Origin of the sequence: Hydrogenophaga sp. UC242_50 (assembly GCF_042697355.1) — a bacterium.
In the GTDB taxonomy this organism is placed as follows: domain Bacteria; phylum Pseudomonadota; class Gammaproteobacteria; order Burkholderiales; family Burkholderiaceae_C; genus Hydrogenophaga.
On sequence record NZ_CP170553.1, the window covers coordinates 1,940,452 to 1,956,075 of the forward strand.

Annotated in this window: 7 protein-coding genes and 5 pseudogenes; 10 read left to right on the forward strand and 2 right to left on the reverse strand. The window is 70.0% G+C overall.

All coding sequences use genetic code 11. The features are described 5' to 3' along the window. The first annotated feature begins 20 nt into the window (after positions 1-20). The 3 genes and pseudogenes from ACFJGX_RS09970 to ACFJGX_RS09980 all read left to right on the forward strand — a co-directional run bounded on the left by ACFJGX_RS09970 (position 21) and on the right by ACFJGX_RS09980 (position 8,917). A complete protein-coding gene (locus ACFJGX_RS09970) occupies positions 21-560 on the forward strand; it encodes a chemotaxis protein CheW (RefSeq protein ID WP_382154797.1) in 540 nt (179 codons plus the stop codon). 64 nt (positions 561-624) lie between these two features. Then, positions 625-2,871, forward strand: coding sequence for a methyl-accepting chemotaxis protein (locus ACFJGX_RS09975; protein WP_382321624.1), 2,247 nt, complete (start codon positions 625-627; stop codon positions 2,869-2,871). 39 nt (positions 2,872-2,910) lie between these two features. Continuing rightward, positions 2,911-8,917: pseudogene (locus ACFJGX_RS09980) on the forward strand (Hpt domain-containing protein). 3 nt (positions 8,918-8,920) lie between these two features. Here the strand turns inward: ACFJGX_RS09980 and ACFJGX_RS09985 are convergent. After that, a pseudogene (locus ACFJGX_RS09985) lies at positions 8,921-10,419 on the reverse strand (cryptochrome/photolyase family protein). 65 nt (positions 10,420-10,484) lie between these two features. Between ACFJGX_RS09985 and ACFJGX_RS09990 the strand changes: the two are divergent. The 7 genes and pseudogenes from ACFJGX_RS09990 (at position 10,485) to ACFJGX_RS10020 (ending at position 15,425) form a co-directional block, all read left to right on the forward strand. Then, positions 10,485-11,072 (forward strand): YqgE/AlgH family protein, encoded by a 588-nt coding sequence (locus ACFJGX_RS09990; RefSeq protein ID WP_291121624.1) that lies wholly within the window; start codon positions 10,485-10,487, stop codon positions 11,070-11,072. Continuing rightward, positions 11,069-11,498 (forward strand): annotated as a pseudogene (ruvX, locus tag ACFJGX_RS09995) (Holliday junction resolvase RuvX). The gene ACFJGX_RS09990 and the pseudogene ruvX overlap by 4 nt, the downstream one beginning before the upstream one ends. After that, a complete protein-coding gene (gene pyrR / locus ACFJGX_RS10000; protein WP_382154813.1) occupies positions 11,495-12,022 on the forward strand; it encodes a bifunctional pyr operon transcriptional regulator/uracil phosphoribosyltransferase PyrR in 528 nt (175 codons plus the stop codon). The pseudogene ruvX and the gene pyrR overlap by 4 nt, the downstream one beginning before the upstream one ends. 2 nt (positions 12,023-12,024) lie before the next feature. Continuing rightward, positions 12,025-12,985: pseudogene (locus ACFJGX_RS10005) on the forward strand (aspartate carbamoyltransferase catalytic subunit). 4 nt (positions 12,986-12,989) lie between these two features. Further along, positions 12,990-14,322 (forward strand): annotated as a pseudogene (locus ACFJGX_RS10010) (dihydroorotase). A gap of 216 nt (positions 14,323-14,538) precedes the next feature. Then, positions 14,539-15,057: a lysophospholipid acyltransferase family protein gene (locus tag ACFJGX_RS10015; protein ID WP_382328315.1), complete on the forward strand. Its 519-nt coding sequence runs from the start codon at positions 14,539-14,541 to the stop codon at positions 15,055-15,057. Positions 15,058-15,071: 14 nt separating this feature from the next. Continuing rightward, positions 15,072-15,425 carry a VOC family protein gene (locus ACFJGX_RS10020; protein WP_382321616.1) on the forward strand — a complete coding sequence of 118 codons (354 nt, stop codon included), beginning with the start codon at positions 15,072-15,074 and terminating at the stop codon, positions 15,423-15,425. On the opposite strand, the gene ACFJGX_RS10025 is transcribed toward ACFJGX_RS10020, so the two are convergent. Next, the gene (locus tag ACFJGX_RS10025) at positions 15,422-15,565 is read right to left on the reverse strand and encodes a helix-turn-helix domain-containing protein (protein WP_382321614.1); all 144 of its coding nucleotides are present in this window, start codon (positions 15,563-15,565) and stop codon (positions 15,422-15,424) included. The two genes, ACFJGX_RS10020 and ACFJGX_RS10025, sit on opposite strands and share 4 nt — an antisense overlap. Positions 15,566-15,624 lie beyond the last annotated feature (59 nt).

Below are 15,624 nucleotides of genomic sequence, written 5' to 3' on the forward strand. Positions count from 1 at the left end.
CGACCTGAACCGCACCGAGCATGGCCAAACGTCAATCACTCAAGGAACTCCAGGAACGATTGGCCCAGCGTTTGACGGCCGCCAAGACCGAAGCCGTCACCGCCACCTGGTTGGCGGTCGAAGCCGGCGACCGGCGTTACCTGCTCCCTCTGGTGCAGTCCGGTGAAATCTTCCCCTGGTCCGCGCTGCAGCGCGTGCCCTACACCAAGCCCTGGTACGCCGGGGTCGCCAGTCTGCGCGGCGGCCTGCACGGCGTGATCGACCTGGCCCGCCTGGTCGGCTCGGCGGCCTCGGCGCTGCCTTCCCCGACCAGCGAACGCGTGACCTCCGAGTCGCGCCTGGTCAGCCTGCACACCGCGCTCGGCTTCAATGCCGTGATCTGGATCGACCGCCTGCTCGGTCTGCGCAACCCCTCCATGTTCACCGCGCTCGGGGCCAATCCCGAGGGCGCGCCTTCGTATTTCACCCGCTCGCTGGTCGATGCCCAGGGTCAGTCCTGGCAGGAGCTGGATCTGCAGATGCTGGTGGCCGAGCCCGAGTTTCTGGCGATCGCCGCCTGAAGGTTGAACCCGCGGACCGCATGGGGTCCATTCGTCATTCTGTTTTCAGTTGGAAGGTTTTTACATGGCTATGCTTGATCGATTCCAGGGTCTCTTCAAGAAAAAAGCCGGCGACGAACCCGACCTTTCCAATGCCACCGACCAGGAGGTCGCCGAACTCGCGGCGGCCCGCCTGGCGCCGACGCTTGCATCGGAAGGCCTCGTCGGCAATCCGATGGTGGACGAGGACAGCCCCGACGCCAGCGGCCAGGTGACCCTGCCGCTGCTGGGCAGCAAACCGGCCGAGCAGCACCAGCGCACGCTGGCCATCCTGCTGGCGCTCGGCCTGGTCGTTCTCGGTGGCGTGACGCTGTATGCCCTGACCCAGACCGAAAAGGTGGGTCAGCAGGTGGCCGCCAGCGGCCAGGCCCTGATGCAGTCGCAGCGCCTGGCCAAGAGCGTGTCGCAGGCCCTGATCGGAAGCCCTGCCGCCTTCCCCGAGGTGCGCGACAGCTCGACCGTGATGGCCCGCACGCTGCGCGGCCTGCAGGGCGGCGACAGCGAGATGTCGCTCGACGCGCTGGGCGCCGAATATTCGGAAGACCTCGGCAAGATCCTGCCCAAGGTGGACCAGGCCGAGCGCAATGCGGCGGCGGTGCTGGCGCAGCAGAACATCCTGACGCAGGTGGGCAACGCCTTGCGCACCATCAACCGGCAGTCGTCGGACCTGCTGGAGATCGCCGAGACCGTGTCCTCGCTGAAGCTGCAGCAGAACGCGCCGGCCGCCGAGATTTCGGCCTCGGGCCAGCTGGTGATGCTGACCCAGCGCATCGGCAAGTCGGCCAACGAGTTCCTGACGATGGAGGGCGTGAGCCCGGAAGCGGTGTTCCTGCTCGGCAAGGACTTGAACACCTTCAAGGAAATCGCCGAAGGCCTGCTCAACGGCAGCGACGAACTGCGCCTGGCCGCCGCGCGCGACCCGCAGGTGCGCGAGCGCCTGGACGCCCTGCTCAAGCTGTACGAAGCCACGCGCGTCGAAGCCGGCGCGATTCTGGGCAACCTGCAGGGCCTGGTCTCGGCGCGTGAAGCGCAGGCCGGCATCATTGCCGACAGCGAGCCCTTGCGCCTGAGCCTGGAGAAGCTGCAGGGCGACCTGTCGTCGCGCTCGGGCCTCGGTGGCGGCCAGTTGGCGGCCCTGGCCCTCTCGGCCCTGTTTGCCCTGCTGTGCGCGGGCGGCCTGGCCTATGTGCAGCTGCTCGACAGCCGCCAGCGCCAGTCGGTCGCGGAATCGCAGCGGCTTGCTGCCGAATCGCTGGAGCAGGACGCCAAGCGCGTCAACGACGCCAACCAGGCGGCCATTCTTCGCCTGATGAACGAACTGCAGACGGTGGCCGAAGGCGATCTGACGCAGGAAGCCACCGTCACGGAAGACATCACCGGCGCCATCGCCGACTCGGTGAACTACACGGTGGAAGAACTGCGCTCGCTGGTGGGCAACGTGCAGGCCACGGCCACGCGCGTGGCGCAGACGACGTCGGCGGTGGAAAGCACCTCGACCGAGCTGCTGGCCGCGTCCACCGAACAGCTGCGCGAGATCCGCGAAACCGGCCAGTCGGTGCTGGATATGGCGCAGCGCATCAACCAGGTGTCGGGCCAGGCGCAGGAGTCGGCCACGGTGGCCCGCGCGTCGCTGCAAGCCGCCGAGTCGGGCCTGCAGGCCGTGCAGGACGCCATTGGCGGTATGAACGCCATCCGCGACCAGATCCAGGAAACCTCCAAGCGCATCAAGCGGCTCGGTGAGTCGTCGCAGGAGATCGGTGAAATCACCGAACTGATCTCGGACATTACCGAACAGACGAACGTGCTGGCCCTCAACGCCGCCATCCAGGCGGCGTCGGCCGGTGAAGCCGGCCGGGGCTTCTCGGTGGTGGCGGAAGAAGTGCAGCGGCTGGCCGAACGCTCCGCCGATGCCACGCGCCAGATCTCGGCGCTGGTGAAGGCGATTCAGACCGACACGCAGGACGCGGTGGCCGCCATGGAGCGTTCCACGCAGGGTGTGGTCGAAGGGGCCAAGCTGTCGGACAACGCCGGTACCGCGCTGTCGGAGATCGACCGTGTGTCGCGCCGCCTCGCCGAACTGATTGAACAGATTTCCGATGCCGCGTCCCGCGAAGCGGATTCGGCCAACGAGGTGGCCGGCAACATCCAGCACATCTTCGCGGTGACCGAACAGACCGGCGAAGGCACGCGCTCCACGGCGGCCCAGGTGCGCGAGCTCTCGGCCATGGCCGAGGAACTGCGCCAATCCGTGGCCCGATTCAAGATCGCCTGACGACCCCGCTCGGCGCCCGCGTCAACCCACTGGAAGAACATGCTCGACTCCGCCATCGACACCGACAGCCTGCCAGCGGACGCGCCGGTCGCCGACCTCGGCCCCCTGGCCTGGGTTTTCGAGGAACTGCGCAAATCGCTCGACGGCGCCAACAAGGCCATCCGGCGCTTCGTGCGCGAGACCGAACTGTCGCGCAACAACGACCTGGAGGCGGTGGACCCCGGTTCGCTGCGGCTGGCGCGCCAGCAGTTGCACCAGGCCGTGGGGGCACTGGAGATGGTGGGGCTGACCTCGCCGGCCCAGGTGCTGCGCGCGATGGAAGCCGCGGTGCAGCGTTTCGTGCAGCGCCCGAACACCTGCAACGAAGAGGCCGCGGGCAAGGTCGAGCGCGCGAGCTTCGCGCTGATCGAGTACCTGGAAGCGGTGCTCAACAACAAGCCGATCCAGCCGGTGGCGCTGTTCGCGCAGTACCGCGAGGTGCAGGAGCTGGCCGCGGCCGAGCGCGTGCACCCGGCCGATCTGTGGCCCTTCGAACACCGGGGCAAGGAGGTCGGCGCGCCGGTCGACGTCGCCGCGCTCGAATCCAGCGCGGCGGTGCGCTCGCTGTTCGACCGCCTGGTGCTGCTGGTCGTGAAGACCCAGAGCGTGGCCGCCGCGCAGCAACTGGCCAAGCTCAGTGCCGGCCTGTCCGCCGGCGCCGCCGATGCGCGCTCGCGCACGTTCTGGCGCGTGGCCGCCGGTTATTTCGAGGCGGTGGCGCAGCGCCTGCTGCCGCCCGACGTCTACGTCAAGCGCGCAACCTCGCGCATCCTGCTGCAGTTCGTCAACCTCAGCCAGGGCAAGGCCCAGGTGTCGGAGACCCTACTGCACGACCTGCTGTTCTTCTGTGCCCAGCCCACGGCGGTTTCCGCCACCACCACGCCCCACCTGGCGGCGGTGCGCGACGCCTTCGGCCTGGGCCAATTGCCGCCGGTGGACTACCACCAGGCCACGCTGGGCCGCTACGACCCGGCGGTGCTCGCCCAGGCGCGCAAGCGCATCCACGCGGCCAAGGAAGTCTGGTCGCTGTACTCCGGCGGCGACAACAGCCGCGCCCGGCAGGTGGCCGACCAGTTCAGCCTGATCGGTGATTCGCTGCTCAAGCTGCACCCGGCCAGCACCGTGCTGGCCCAGGCCCTGGTGAAGGCGGCCGATCAGGCCGTGCAGGAAGCCGGCAACGTGCGCCCCGAGCTGGCGATGGAAGTCGCCACCACCACGCTGTACCTGGAAGCGGCCTTCGAGGATTTCGACCCCAGCGCACCCGAGCTGACCGAACGCACGCAAGCCCTCGCCGAACGCCTGGAAGGCGTGCTCGCCGGGCGGCCCGCGCAGCCGCTGGATGTGTGGATGGAGCAGCTGTACCGGCGCGTGAGCGACCGCCAGACCATGGGCAGCGTGGTCGGCGAACTCAAGGCCTCGCTGGGCGAGGCGGAAAAATCGCTCGACCAGTTCTTCCGCAACCCGCAGGAGAAGGCCGGTCTGCACGTGGCGGTGTCCCAACTGGGGCAGATGCGCGGCGTGCTCTCCGTGCTGGGGCTGGAGCAGGCGGTGCTCACCGTGGCCCGCATGCGCAACGCGGTGGACCAGATCCTCGACACCGAGGTGGACGAGGCGCTGGCGCGCGAGGCCGGCACCTTCCAGCAGCTGGGCAACAACCTGAGCGCGATGAGCTTCCTCGTCGACATGCTCAACTACCAGCCGGCGCTGGCCAAGAAGCTTTTCGTGTTCGACGAAGAGAAGGGCGAGCTGTTGCCCCTCATGGGCCGCAGTGTGGGGGCCGATGCTGCGCACCAACCCGCCCTGGAAGAGGCGCAGGCCATCAGCGATGGCGTGCAGCGCGTGGTCGACAGCGTGCAGGGTGGCCTGAGCCTGGTCGATCTGAGCGAACAGCTCGACTCGCTGGCGGATCAGGCTTCGCTGGCCGAGCAGTCGGGTGTGGCGCGGGCCGCGCGCGAAGCGGCCGAGGCGGTGGTCGGTGACGATGCCGCCGCCGGTGCGCAGGCCCTGGTGGGCCTGTCGGCGTCTTCCACGGCGGCCCAGGCGCCCGAGCCCGAAGCGCCCAGCGACGCGGACAACGACGAAGACGACCTGCTCGACATCTTCCTGGAAGAGGCCCGCGAAGTCGTGGCCAACGGCCTGGAAGCCGTGTCGCACCTGCAGGTGCAGCCCAGCGATCTGGAGCACCTGACCACGCTGCGCCGGGCGTTCCACACGCTCAAGGGCAGTTCGCGCATGGTCGGCCTGGACGAGTTCGGCGAAGCGGCCTGGGCCATGGAGCAGTTGCTCAACACGGTGCTGGCCGAACAGCGGCCCGCCAGCCCGCCCCTGCTCACGCTCTCGGGCGAGGCCATGACCGAGTTCGGGCGCTGGGTGGACGACATCTCGGCACGCCGTGCCGTGCCCTGGCGCTCGCTGCCCTTCCGCGCCAGCGCCGAGGCGCTGCGCGACCAGGGGCAGTACCTGCCGCTGGCCTCGCCGGAGGCGGCCACGTCCGCACCGGCGCCTCTGGTGGAAGCCACCGTGTTCGTGCCACCGGAGGCGGCCAAACCGGCCCCGGTGGGGGAGGCCCTGGCCGAGCCCTCGTTCGACCTCGATCTCGATGCCGTGGCGGCGGCCGCAGCCGCGGCGGCGACCGCAGAGGCGCCTGCCGATGCACCGCCCACCCAGGATTTCCCGCCGGTGGACGCCGCCGCCGAGCCGCCGGTGGTGGCCCCGCCGCTGGACGCCGAGCCGCTGCTGGCCGACATCGATTTCGGCAGCCTCGCCGCGTTCTCCTCCGCCGCGCAAGCCGAGCCGGCCGAAATGCCGGTCGAACCCGAGCCCGTCCTGGCCGAGCCCGAATGGGCCGACCCCGAACTGGCCCAGGTGGTCGATCCCGTGGAAGAACCGCTGCCGGCGAGCGTGCCCGAGATGGTGGACGAGGCGGTGGTGGCACCGCTGCCCGAGCCCGTCGAGGCACCCCCCGCGGACGACCATCTGGCCCTGGAAGTGGCGCAGTCGGTCGAACCTTTCGCGCTGCCCGAACCCGAGCCCGAGGCCATCCCCGACGAACAGACCAAGGTCATCGGTTCGCTGCGCATCGGCCTCAAGCTCTACAACGTCTACCTCAACGAGGCCGACGAGTGGTCCCGCCGCCTCAACACCGTGCTGACCGAGTGGGCCCTGGAGCGCCACGAGCCGGTGCCCGAGCAGGCCGAGGCGCTGGCGCATTCGCTGGCCGGCAGTTCGGCCACGGTGGGCTTCCAGTCCCTGTCCGACATCGCGCGCGCGCTGGAGCATGCGATCGAATCGGTGGGCATGCACCAGCGCTCGGGCCACCCGGCCAGCGCCGGCCAGGCCCAGCTGTTCGTCGAGGCGTCGGACGACATCCGCCGCCTGTTGCACCAGTTCGCCGCCGGCTTCCTCAAGGAGCCCAACGCCGAGCTGATGGACGCGCTGTACCGCGTGGTGCACGACCCGCAGCCCGAGCCCGGGCCCGCCGTCGAGGAGCCAGCGCCCGCCGAGGTGCAGGCACCCCAGGACGACGGCGCGCCGGTGCTGGCGCTGACCGGTTTCGAGGTGCCCGACCGCGCCGAACACACCACCGCCTTCACCGCGCCGCACGCCGACGTGAGCCGCGTGCACGAGGTGGTGCAGGACATCGACGACGACATCGACGTGGCCGATACCGTGGACGTCGACCTGTTCCCGATCTTCGCGGAAGAGGCGCAGGAGCTCATTCCTCAGCTCGACGGCGCCTTGCGCCAGTGGGTGGCGCGTCCCGACAACAGCAGCGCGCGCGCCGAGGTGCTGCGCAACCTGCACACGCTCAAGGGCAGCGCGCGCCTGGCCGGCGCCTTGCGGCTGGGCGAGATGGCGCACCGCATGGAAACCACCGCCGAGCGGTTGGGCTCCGACCTTCAGCGCGGCGCCGACCTCGAACCCCTGCAGACCGCGTTCGACGCCATCAGCGCGCGTTTCGAGCAGTTGCGCAACGCCGACGCCCAGATCATCGACATCGCGCCGCCGGTGCCCGAACCTTTGCCGGCCCAGCCGGTGGCAGAGGCCGCCGCACCGCCCGTGGCCGCCACCGCCGCCATCGGCGGGGAAGGGGGCCTGAGCGGCATCTCGCTGCCGCAGGCGCCCACGATCCTGCAGGCCCGCGCGGGTGCCGCCGTGCGCGTGCGCCCCGAGCTGCTGGACCGCCTGGTCAACCAGACCGGCGAGGTGATGATCACGCGCTCGCGCATGGAGTCCGAACTCGTGACCCTGCGCGGCTCGCTCAAGGACCTCACGGGCAACCTGGACCGTCTGCGCGGCCAGCTGCGCGACATCGAGCTGCAGGCCGAGACCCAGATGCAGTCGCGGCTGGCCCAGGCGCGCGACGCCGACCAGTCGTTCGACCCGCTGGAGTTCGACCGCTTCACCCGTGTGCAGGAACTCACCCGCATGATGGCCGAGTCGGTGAACGACGTGGCGACCGTGCAGCGCAACCTGCAGCGCGCGGTGGAGGCCACCGAAGACAGCCTGGTCGCCCAGGCGCGCCAGACGCGCGAACTGCAGCGCGACCTGCTGCGCACGCGCATGGTGGAGTTCGAAGGCATCTCCGAGCGCCTGTACCGCGTGGTGCGCCAGGCCTCCAAGGAAACCGGCAAGCAGGTGCGGCTGGACATCACCGGCGGCAACATCGAAATGGACCGCGGCGTGCTCGACCGCATGACCGCCGCTTTCGAACACCTGCTGCGCAACAGCGTGGCCCACGGCATCGAAGCCCCCGAGCGGCGCCAACAGGCCGGCAAGCCGACCGAAGGCCAGATCGAGATCGTGCTGGGCCATGAGCTCAACGACGTGTCGCTGGTCTTCACCGACGACGGCGCCGGCCTCGACCTCGCGCGGCTGCGCGAAAAGGGCCTGGCGCAAGGCATCGTGCCGGCAGGTACCCAGTTGAGCGACGAGGAAGCCGCCCAGCTCGTGTTCGAGCCCGGCATCAGCACGGCGCGCGAGGTGTCCGAACTGGCCGGTCGTGGCATCGGCATGGACGTGGTGCGCAACGACGTGGTGGCGCTGGGCGGCCGCATCGAGACCGCCACGCAGGCCGGGCAGGGCACCAGTTTCAAACTGGTGCTGCCGCTGACGACCGCGGTGACGCAGGTGGTGATGCTGCGCGCGGGCGGGCTCACCGTGGGCGTGCCGTCCAACCTGGTCGAGGTGGTGCGCCGCCTGGGCAACGACGACCTCACCAAGGCCTACGCCAGCGGCCACCTCAATGTGGCGGGCGAGGACGTGCCCTTCTACTGGGCTGGCGCGCTGCTGCAATCCTCGGCGCATTCGACCGAGGTGCATGGCCGCACACAACCGGTGGTGATTTTCCGAAGCGCGGCGCAGCGCGCTGGCCATGCACGTGGACGAAGTGCTGGGCAACCAGGAAGTCGTGGTGAAGAACCTGGGGGCGCAGCTCTCGCGGCTGCCGGGTCTGGCGGGCATGTCGGTGCTGGCGTCGGGCGCGGTGGCGCTGATCTACAACCCGGTGGCGCTGGCCACGGTGTACGGCGCCCAGGTGGCCGAGTGGGTGGCGAACCAGCGCACGACGCCGCAGGCGGCGACGTCCCTGGGCGAGGCGCTGGCGCAGAGCGCGGCGGAGGTCAACACGGTGCCGCTGGTGCTGGTGGTGGACGACTCCATCACCGTGCGCCGCGTGACGCAGCGCCTGCTGCAGCGCGAGGGCTACCGCGTGACGCTGGCGGCCGATGGCCTGCAGGCGCTGGAGAAGCTGCAGACCGAGCGCCCGACCGTGGTGCTGTCCGACATCGAGATGCCGCGCATGGACGGCTTCGACCTGGTGCGCAACATCCGCAGCGACGTGCGCCTGTCCGACCTGCCGGTGATCATGATCACCTCGCGCATCGCGGAGAAACACCGCGAGCACGCGCGCGAACTCGGGGTGGACCACTACCTCGGCAAGCCCTACTCGGAAGACGAGCTGCTGGCCCTGATCGGCCACTACGCGAAGGCGGCGGCCGAGGCCTGATGCTCAGCGGGGCGTCTTGCCTGGTTGTTTGACGACGGCGTAGCGCTCTAACGTGCGCTCGCGCGCCATCGCGTGGTCCACGATCGGCTGCGGGTAGCCCTCGCCCAGCACCAGACCGGCCGCCGCCAGCTCGATCTCGTTGGCCTTCCAGGGCGCGTGGATCGCCGCGTCCGGCAGGCCGGCAAGCTGCGGCAGGTACTTCCGGATGAACTTGCCCTGCGGGTCGAACTTCTCGCTCTGCGTCACCGGGTTGAAGATGCGGAACCAGGGCTGGGCATCGCAGCCGCTGGAGCTGGCCCACTGCCAGCCGCCGTTGTTGGCCGCGAGGTCGAAATCGATCAGGTGGTCGGCGAAGTAACGTTCGCCCCATTGCCAGTGCAGCCCCAAGTCCTTCACCAGGAAGCTGGCCACCACCATGCGCAGCCGGTTGTGCATGTAGCCGGTCTGGTTGATCTGCGCCATGGCCGCGTCGATCAGCGGGTAGCCGGTGCGGCCCTCGCACCAGGCCGCGAACTGCTCCTTGGCGTGCTTGCCGTGCTCGAACTTGATGGCGTCGTACTCGGGCTTGAAGGCCTTGTCCACCACGTGCGGAAAGTCGCCAGCACCTGGTGGTAGAAGTCGCGCCAGACCAGTTCCGACAGCCAGGTGCTCGCGCCCGCGATGCCCTGCAGGTGCATCTGGTAGGCCACCGAGGCGAGGTGGCGGATCGAGATGGTGCCAAAGCGCAGGTGCGCGCTCAGGTAGCTCGGCCCCTTCACGGCGGGGAAATTGCGCGCCTCGGTGTAGCGGTCGATGCGGTCGACGAAGTCCTCGAACAGCGCCTGCGCCCCGCTCGTGCCCGTGGGCAGGGCGAGTTGCGCGAGGTTGGTGGGCTCGAAGCCGATGTCCGACAGGCTGGGGACCGGCACCGCGTGCTCGGCCGGCACGCCGGCCAGCGTGCCCGCGTACCGGGCGACCGGGTAGGCCTTCAGGTGAAAGGGCGTGAGCGCCTTGAGCCAGGCGTTCTTGTAGGGCGTGAACACGCCGAAGGCCTGTCCCGCCTGCGTGAGCACCTCGCGCCGCTCGAAGACCACGTGGTCCTTGTGGCTGTGCAGCAGGATGCCGGCGTGCGCGAGGTCGCCGAACACGCGCGCGTCGCGCGCCAGGGCGGCGGGTTCGTCGTCGTGGTTGGCGAACACCGCCTGCACGCCCAGCTTCTGCGCCAGCGCGGGAATCGCCTGCCGGGCCGGCGCGTGCAGCACGATCAGGCCCACGCCTTCCACGCGGTGCGCCCGCCCCAGCGCGCGCAGCCGTTCGTCGAGCTCCACCAGCGATTCGCGGATGAACTCCACGCGCCGGTCGGCGCGCAGGCCGCGTTCGATCAGGTCGTCCAGGATCTCGGTGTCGAACACGAACACGCACCACACCTGGCGGCAGACCTTGAGCGCGTGGTACAGCGCCGCGTTGTCCTCGGCGCGCAGGTCACGGCGGAACCACATCAGACCTTTGTCGTAGCTGTTCATGGGCCAGGGCGGGGGTTGCCCCTGCCGGGCAATGACCAGCAGAGTAGGCGGCTTAAAATCGCGCCATGTCCGCTGATTTTGCCCCCATCAACCTGACCAATCATTTCCTGATTGCGATGCCCGGCCTCAGCGACGAGCTTTTTGGCCGCAGCGTGGTGTTCATGTGCGAACACAGCGAGCGCGGCGCCCTGGGGCTGGTGATCAACAAGCCCAGCGACATCCTGCTGCCCCGCCTGTTCGAGAAGGTCGACCTGCCCATGGGGCGTGACGACCTGGCCGAGCTGCCGGTGTTCCAGGGCGGCCCGGTGCAGACCGAGCGCGGTTTCGTGCTGCACGAGGCGGTCTCGGGCGAGGGCGAGTCGGTCTACGCGTCCACCCTGTCCATTCCCGGCGGCCTGGAGATGACCACCTCCAAGGACGTGCTCGAAGCCATGGCCTCGGGCGCCGGCCCGCGCCGGGTGTTCGTCTCGCTGGGCTACGCCTCCTGGGGGCAGGGCCAGCTCGAATCGGAAATCACCGAGAACAGCTGGCTCACGGTGGAGGCCGACCCCAACCTCATCTTCGACGCGCCGGTGGCCGAGCGCTACGAGCGTGCCATGGCCCTGCTGGGCCTGCAGCCCTGGATGTTGTCGCCCGACGCGGGGCATGCATGACCGTGAACGCACCGGCGCCCACGACCATTGAAGTCCCGGCGCATTGCCAGGTGTTCCTGGCGTTCGACTTCGGCCTCAAGCGCACCGGCGTGCGCAACCGGCAACCGCCTCACGCGCAGCGCCACCCCCCAGCCCACCATCGCCGCCGAGGGCGACGCGCGCTTCGCGCAGATCGCGCAGCGCCTGAAGGAGTGGCAGCCCGACGCCCTGGTGGTGGGCGTGCCCTACCACCCCGACGGCGCCGCGCACGAGAACACCGCGCGCGCGCTCAAGTTCGCGCGCCAGCTGCGCGGCCGCCATGGCCTGCCGGTGTTCGAGGTGGACGAGCGCTACAGCACCACCGAGGCCCACAGCCTCGGGGCCAAAGACGCCGATGCCGCATCGGCCTGCATCATCCTGGAACAGTTTTTGAGGAGCCTGCCTTGACGTCGTCGTCGTCACCTTCCCACCTGCCCGATGCCGAGGCGCTCTACGCGGAGCTGGCGCGCGGGGTGAAACAGCTGCTGGCCTCGTCGCCCGCGCCCGTGGTGCTGGCCGGCATCACCTCCGGCGGCGCCTGGCTGGCCGAGCGCCTGCAGGCCGACCTGGGCCTGAGCGGGCCCGCGGGTGTGATCTCGTCGAGCATGCACCGCGACGACTTCGCGCAGCGCGGCCTGGCTTCGAGCGCGCAAACCCGACTGCCGTTCGACGTGAACGGCGCGCACGTGCTGCTGATCGACGACGTGCTCTACACCGGCCGCACGCTGCGCGCCGTGATCAACGAACTCTTCGACTACGGCCGCCCCGCCAGCGTGCGCCTGGCGGTGCTGGTGGACCGGGGCGGGCGCGAACTGCCGATCGAGGCCAACCTGTGCGCCGCGCGCCTGGACGTGCCCGCGGGCCGTTCGCTCGAGCTCGCGCGCGACGACAGCGGCCGCCTGAGCTTCGTGCTGGAAACCAAGGAAGCCTGACCGTGCAACGCAAGAACCCCCAGCTCAACAAGAACGGTGAACTGATTCACCTGCTCTCCACCGAGGGCCTGTCGCGCGACATCCTCACGCAGATCCTGGACACCGCCGCCAACTTCACGAGCGTGAGCAACCGCGAGGTGAAGAAGGTGCCACTGCTGCGCGGCAAGAGCGTGTTCAACCTGTTCTTCGAGAACAGCACGCGCACGCGCACCACCTTCGAGATCGCGGCCACGCGCCTCTCCGCCGACGTGATCAACCTCGACATCGCGCGCAGCTCCACCGCCAAGGGCGAATCGCTGCTCGACACCATCGCCAACCTCAGCGCCATGGCGGCCGACATCTTCGTCGTGCGCCACAGCGAGTCGGGCGCGCCCTACCTGATCTCGCAGCATGTGGCGCCGCACGTGCACGTGGTCAACGCGGGCGACGGGCGCCATGCGCACCCCACACAGGGGCTGCTCGACATGTACACGATCCGCCACTACAAGAAGGACTTCACCAAGCTGTCGGTGGGCAGTCGTCGGCGACGTGCTGCACTCGCGCGTGGCGCGTTCGGACATCCACGCGCTCACCACGCTGGGCTGCCCCGACGTGCGCGTGGTCGGCCCGCGCACGCTGGTGCCCAGCGACCTCGCCCAGATGGGCGTGCGCGTGTGCCACACGCTGGAGGAGGGCATCAAGGACTGCGACGTGGTGATCACGCTGCGGCTGCAGAACGAGCGCATGAGCGGTGCCCTGCTGCCCTCGAGCCAGGAGTACTTCAAGAGCTTCGGCCTCACGCCCGAGCGCCTGCGCTGGGCCAAGGACGACGCGATCGTGATGCACCCGGGCCCGATCAACCGGGGTGTGGAGATCGATTCGGCCGTGGTGGACGGACCGCAGAGCGTGATCCTGCCGCAGGTCACTTACGGTATCGCGGTGCGCATGGCGGTCATGGGCATCGTCGCGGGGAACGAGGCATAACGACATGAAGATCCTGATCCAGAACGGCCGGGTGATGGACCCGGCCAGCGGCCGCGACGAGATCGCCGACGTGGCGATCGCCGCCGGCCGCGTCATCGCCATCGGCAACGTGGCGCCCGACTTCCACGCCAACCGCACGCTCGACGCCAGCGGCTGCGTGGTCGCGCCCGGCCTGGTGGACCTCGCGGTGCGCCTGCGCGAGCCCGGGCAGGAGCACGCCGGCATGCTCGAGAGCGAGATGGCCGCCGCCGTGGCCGGCGGGGTGACCTCGCTGGTCTGCCCGCCCGACACCGACCCGGTGCTCGACGAGCCCGGCCTGGTGGACATGCTCAAGTTCCGCGCCGAGAAGCTGCACCTGGCGCGCGTGTTCCCGCTGGGTGCGCTCACGCGCGGCCTGCAGGGCGAGGTGCTCACGGAAATGGCCGAGCTCACCGAGTCCGGCTGCATCGGCTTCGGCCAGGCCGAGGTGCCCATCGTCAACGTGCAGGTGCTGCAACGCGCGCTGCAGTACGCCGCCACCTTCGGCTACACCGTCTGGTTGCGTCCGCAGGATTTCTGGCTTGGCAAGGGCGTGGCCGCCAGCGGCCCGCTGCGCCACGCGCCTGGGCCTGGCGGGCATTCCTGCCGCCGCCGAAACCATCGCATTGCACACGCTGTTCGAGCTGATGCGCAGCGCCAAGGGCGGCGGCGCGGGCGCGCGCGTGCACCTGTGCCGCCTCAGCAGCGCGGCCGGCCTGGCCCTGGTGCGCCAGGCCAAGGCCGAGGGCCTGCCCGTCACCTGCGACGTCAGCGTGCACAACTTGCACCTTACCGATGTGGACATCGGTTACTACGACAGCCGCCTGCGCCTGCAGCCCCCGGTGCGCCAGCAGCGCGACCGCGACGCGCTGCGCGCGGGCCTGGTCGACGGCACCATCGACGCGCTGGTGTCCGACCACAACCCGGTGGACAGCGACGCCAAGACCCTGCCGTTCGCCGAGGCCGAGCCGGGCGCCACGGCGGTCGAGTTGCTGCTGGGCCTGGCCTGCACCTGGGCGCAGCAGGAAGGCCTGGGGCTGATGCAGGCGCTGGGCGTGCTCACCGTCGGGCCGCAGGCGGTGCTGGGCGCGAGCCTGGGCACGCTGCAGGCCAGCGCGGGCCGCATCGCCGTGGGTGGCGTGGCCGACCTCTGCATCTTCAACCCGGACAGCGGCTGGACCGTGCGGCCCGAGGCGCTGCGCAGCCAGGGCAAGCACACGCCCTTCGGCGGTCACGAACTGCCGGTGCGCGTGCACGCCACGCTGGTGGGTGGGCAGCTCGCCTACCAGGTCGACACCGAGCGGACCGCCACCGCGTGAAACCCTTTCGCGCGCTCTGGCGTGGCCTGCGGGCCACCGCGCACGTGCTGGGTGCGCTGTGGACCATCCGCACCGAGCTCGGCCGCCTGACCCCGTCGCAGACCGAACTCGTGGTGCGCGAGTGGACGCGCCGCATGCTGCTCATCCTGGGCGTGGAGCTGGTGGTCGAGGGCACGCCGCCCGAACACGGTCCGCTGCTGCAGGTCGCGCAACCACATGTCGTGGCTGGACATCCTGGTGATGAACGCCGCGCGCCCGAGCCGCTTCGTTTCCAAGGCCGACGCCGAACACTGGCCCTTGCTGGGCTCGCTCATCACCGGCGCGGGCACGCTCTACCTCGAACGCGGCAACCGGCGCGCGGCCATGCGCATGGTGCACCACATGGCCGAGCGGCTGGAGCTGGGTGACATCCTCACGGTGTTTCCCGAAGGCACCACGGGCGACGGCCGGGCCCTGCTGCCCTTCCACGCCAACCTGCTGCAGGCCGCCATCGCGGCGCGCGCGCCCGTGCTGCCCATTGCCTTGCGCTTCGTGCAGCGCGACACCGGCGAGCCGCACCCGGCGCCGGTGTTCGTGGGCGACACCACGCTGATCGGCTCGATCTGGGCCACGCTCAACGCCGACGGCCTGCGGGCCGTGGTGCGCTACGGCGAGCCGCAACACGACCAGGGACGCGACCGCCGCGCCTGGGCCAACGACCTGCGCGCGGACATCGACCGCCTGCGCGCGCTCTGAAAAAAGGACCCACCATGGGCACCGAAGGGCGCGACCAGCGCATCGACTACATCGAGTTCAACGTGGGCGACATCGCGCGCGCCAAGGCCTTCTATGGCGCGGCGTTCGGCTGGACCTTCGTGGACTACGGCCCGGGCTACTGCGAGTTCAACGACGGGCGCATGACCGGGGGCTTCGCCACCGGCGAAGCCGTTCGCCCCGGCGGCGCCCTGATCGTGCTGTACGCGGACGACCTGGCCGCGACGCAGCAGCGCATCGAGGCCGCGGGCGGGCGGATCTCCAGGCCCGTGTTCGACTTTCCCGGTGGGCGCCGTTTCCACTTTCTCGACCCGGACGGGCACGAACTCGCCGTCTGGTCGACGCCTTAACCCGCGTCCGGCGCCTGCGCCTTCTGCAGCCGCCGGTACAGCATGCCGCGCGAGACGCCGAGCGCGCGCGCGGCTTTCGCGATGTTGCCGCCGCACGCGGCCAGCGTGGTCTCGATCAGGCGCTGCTTGTGGTCCAGCAAGGTGGCCTGAGCGTGGTCGGTTTCCGGCGGTGCTGCGCAGGGCCGGTGTGTCGATGGCA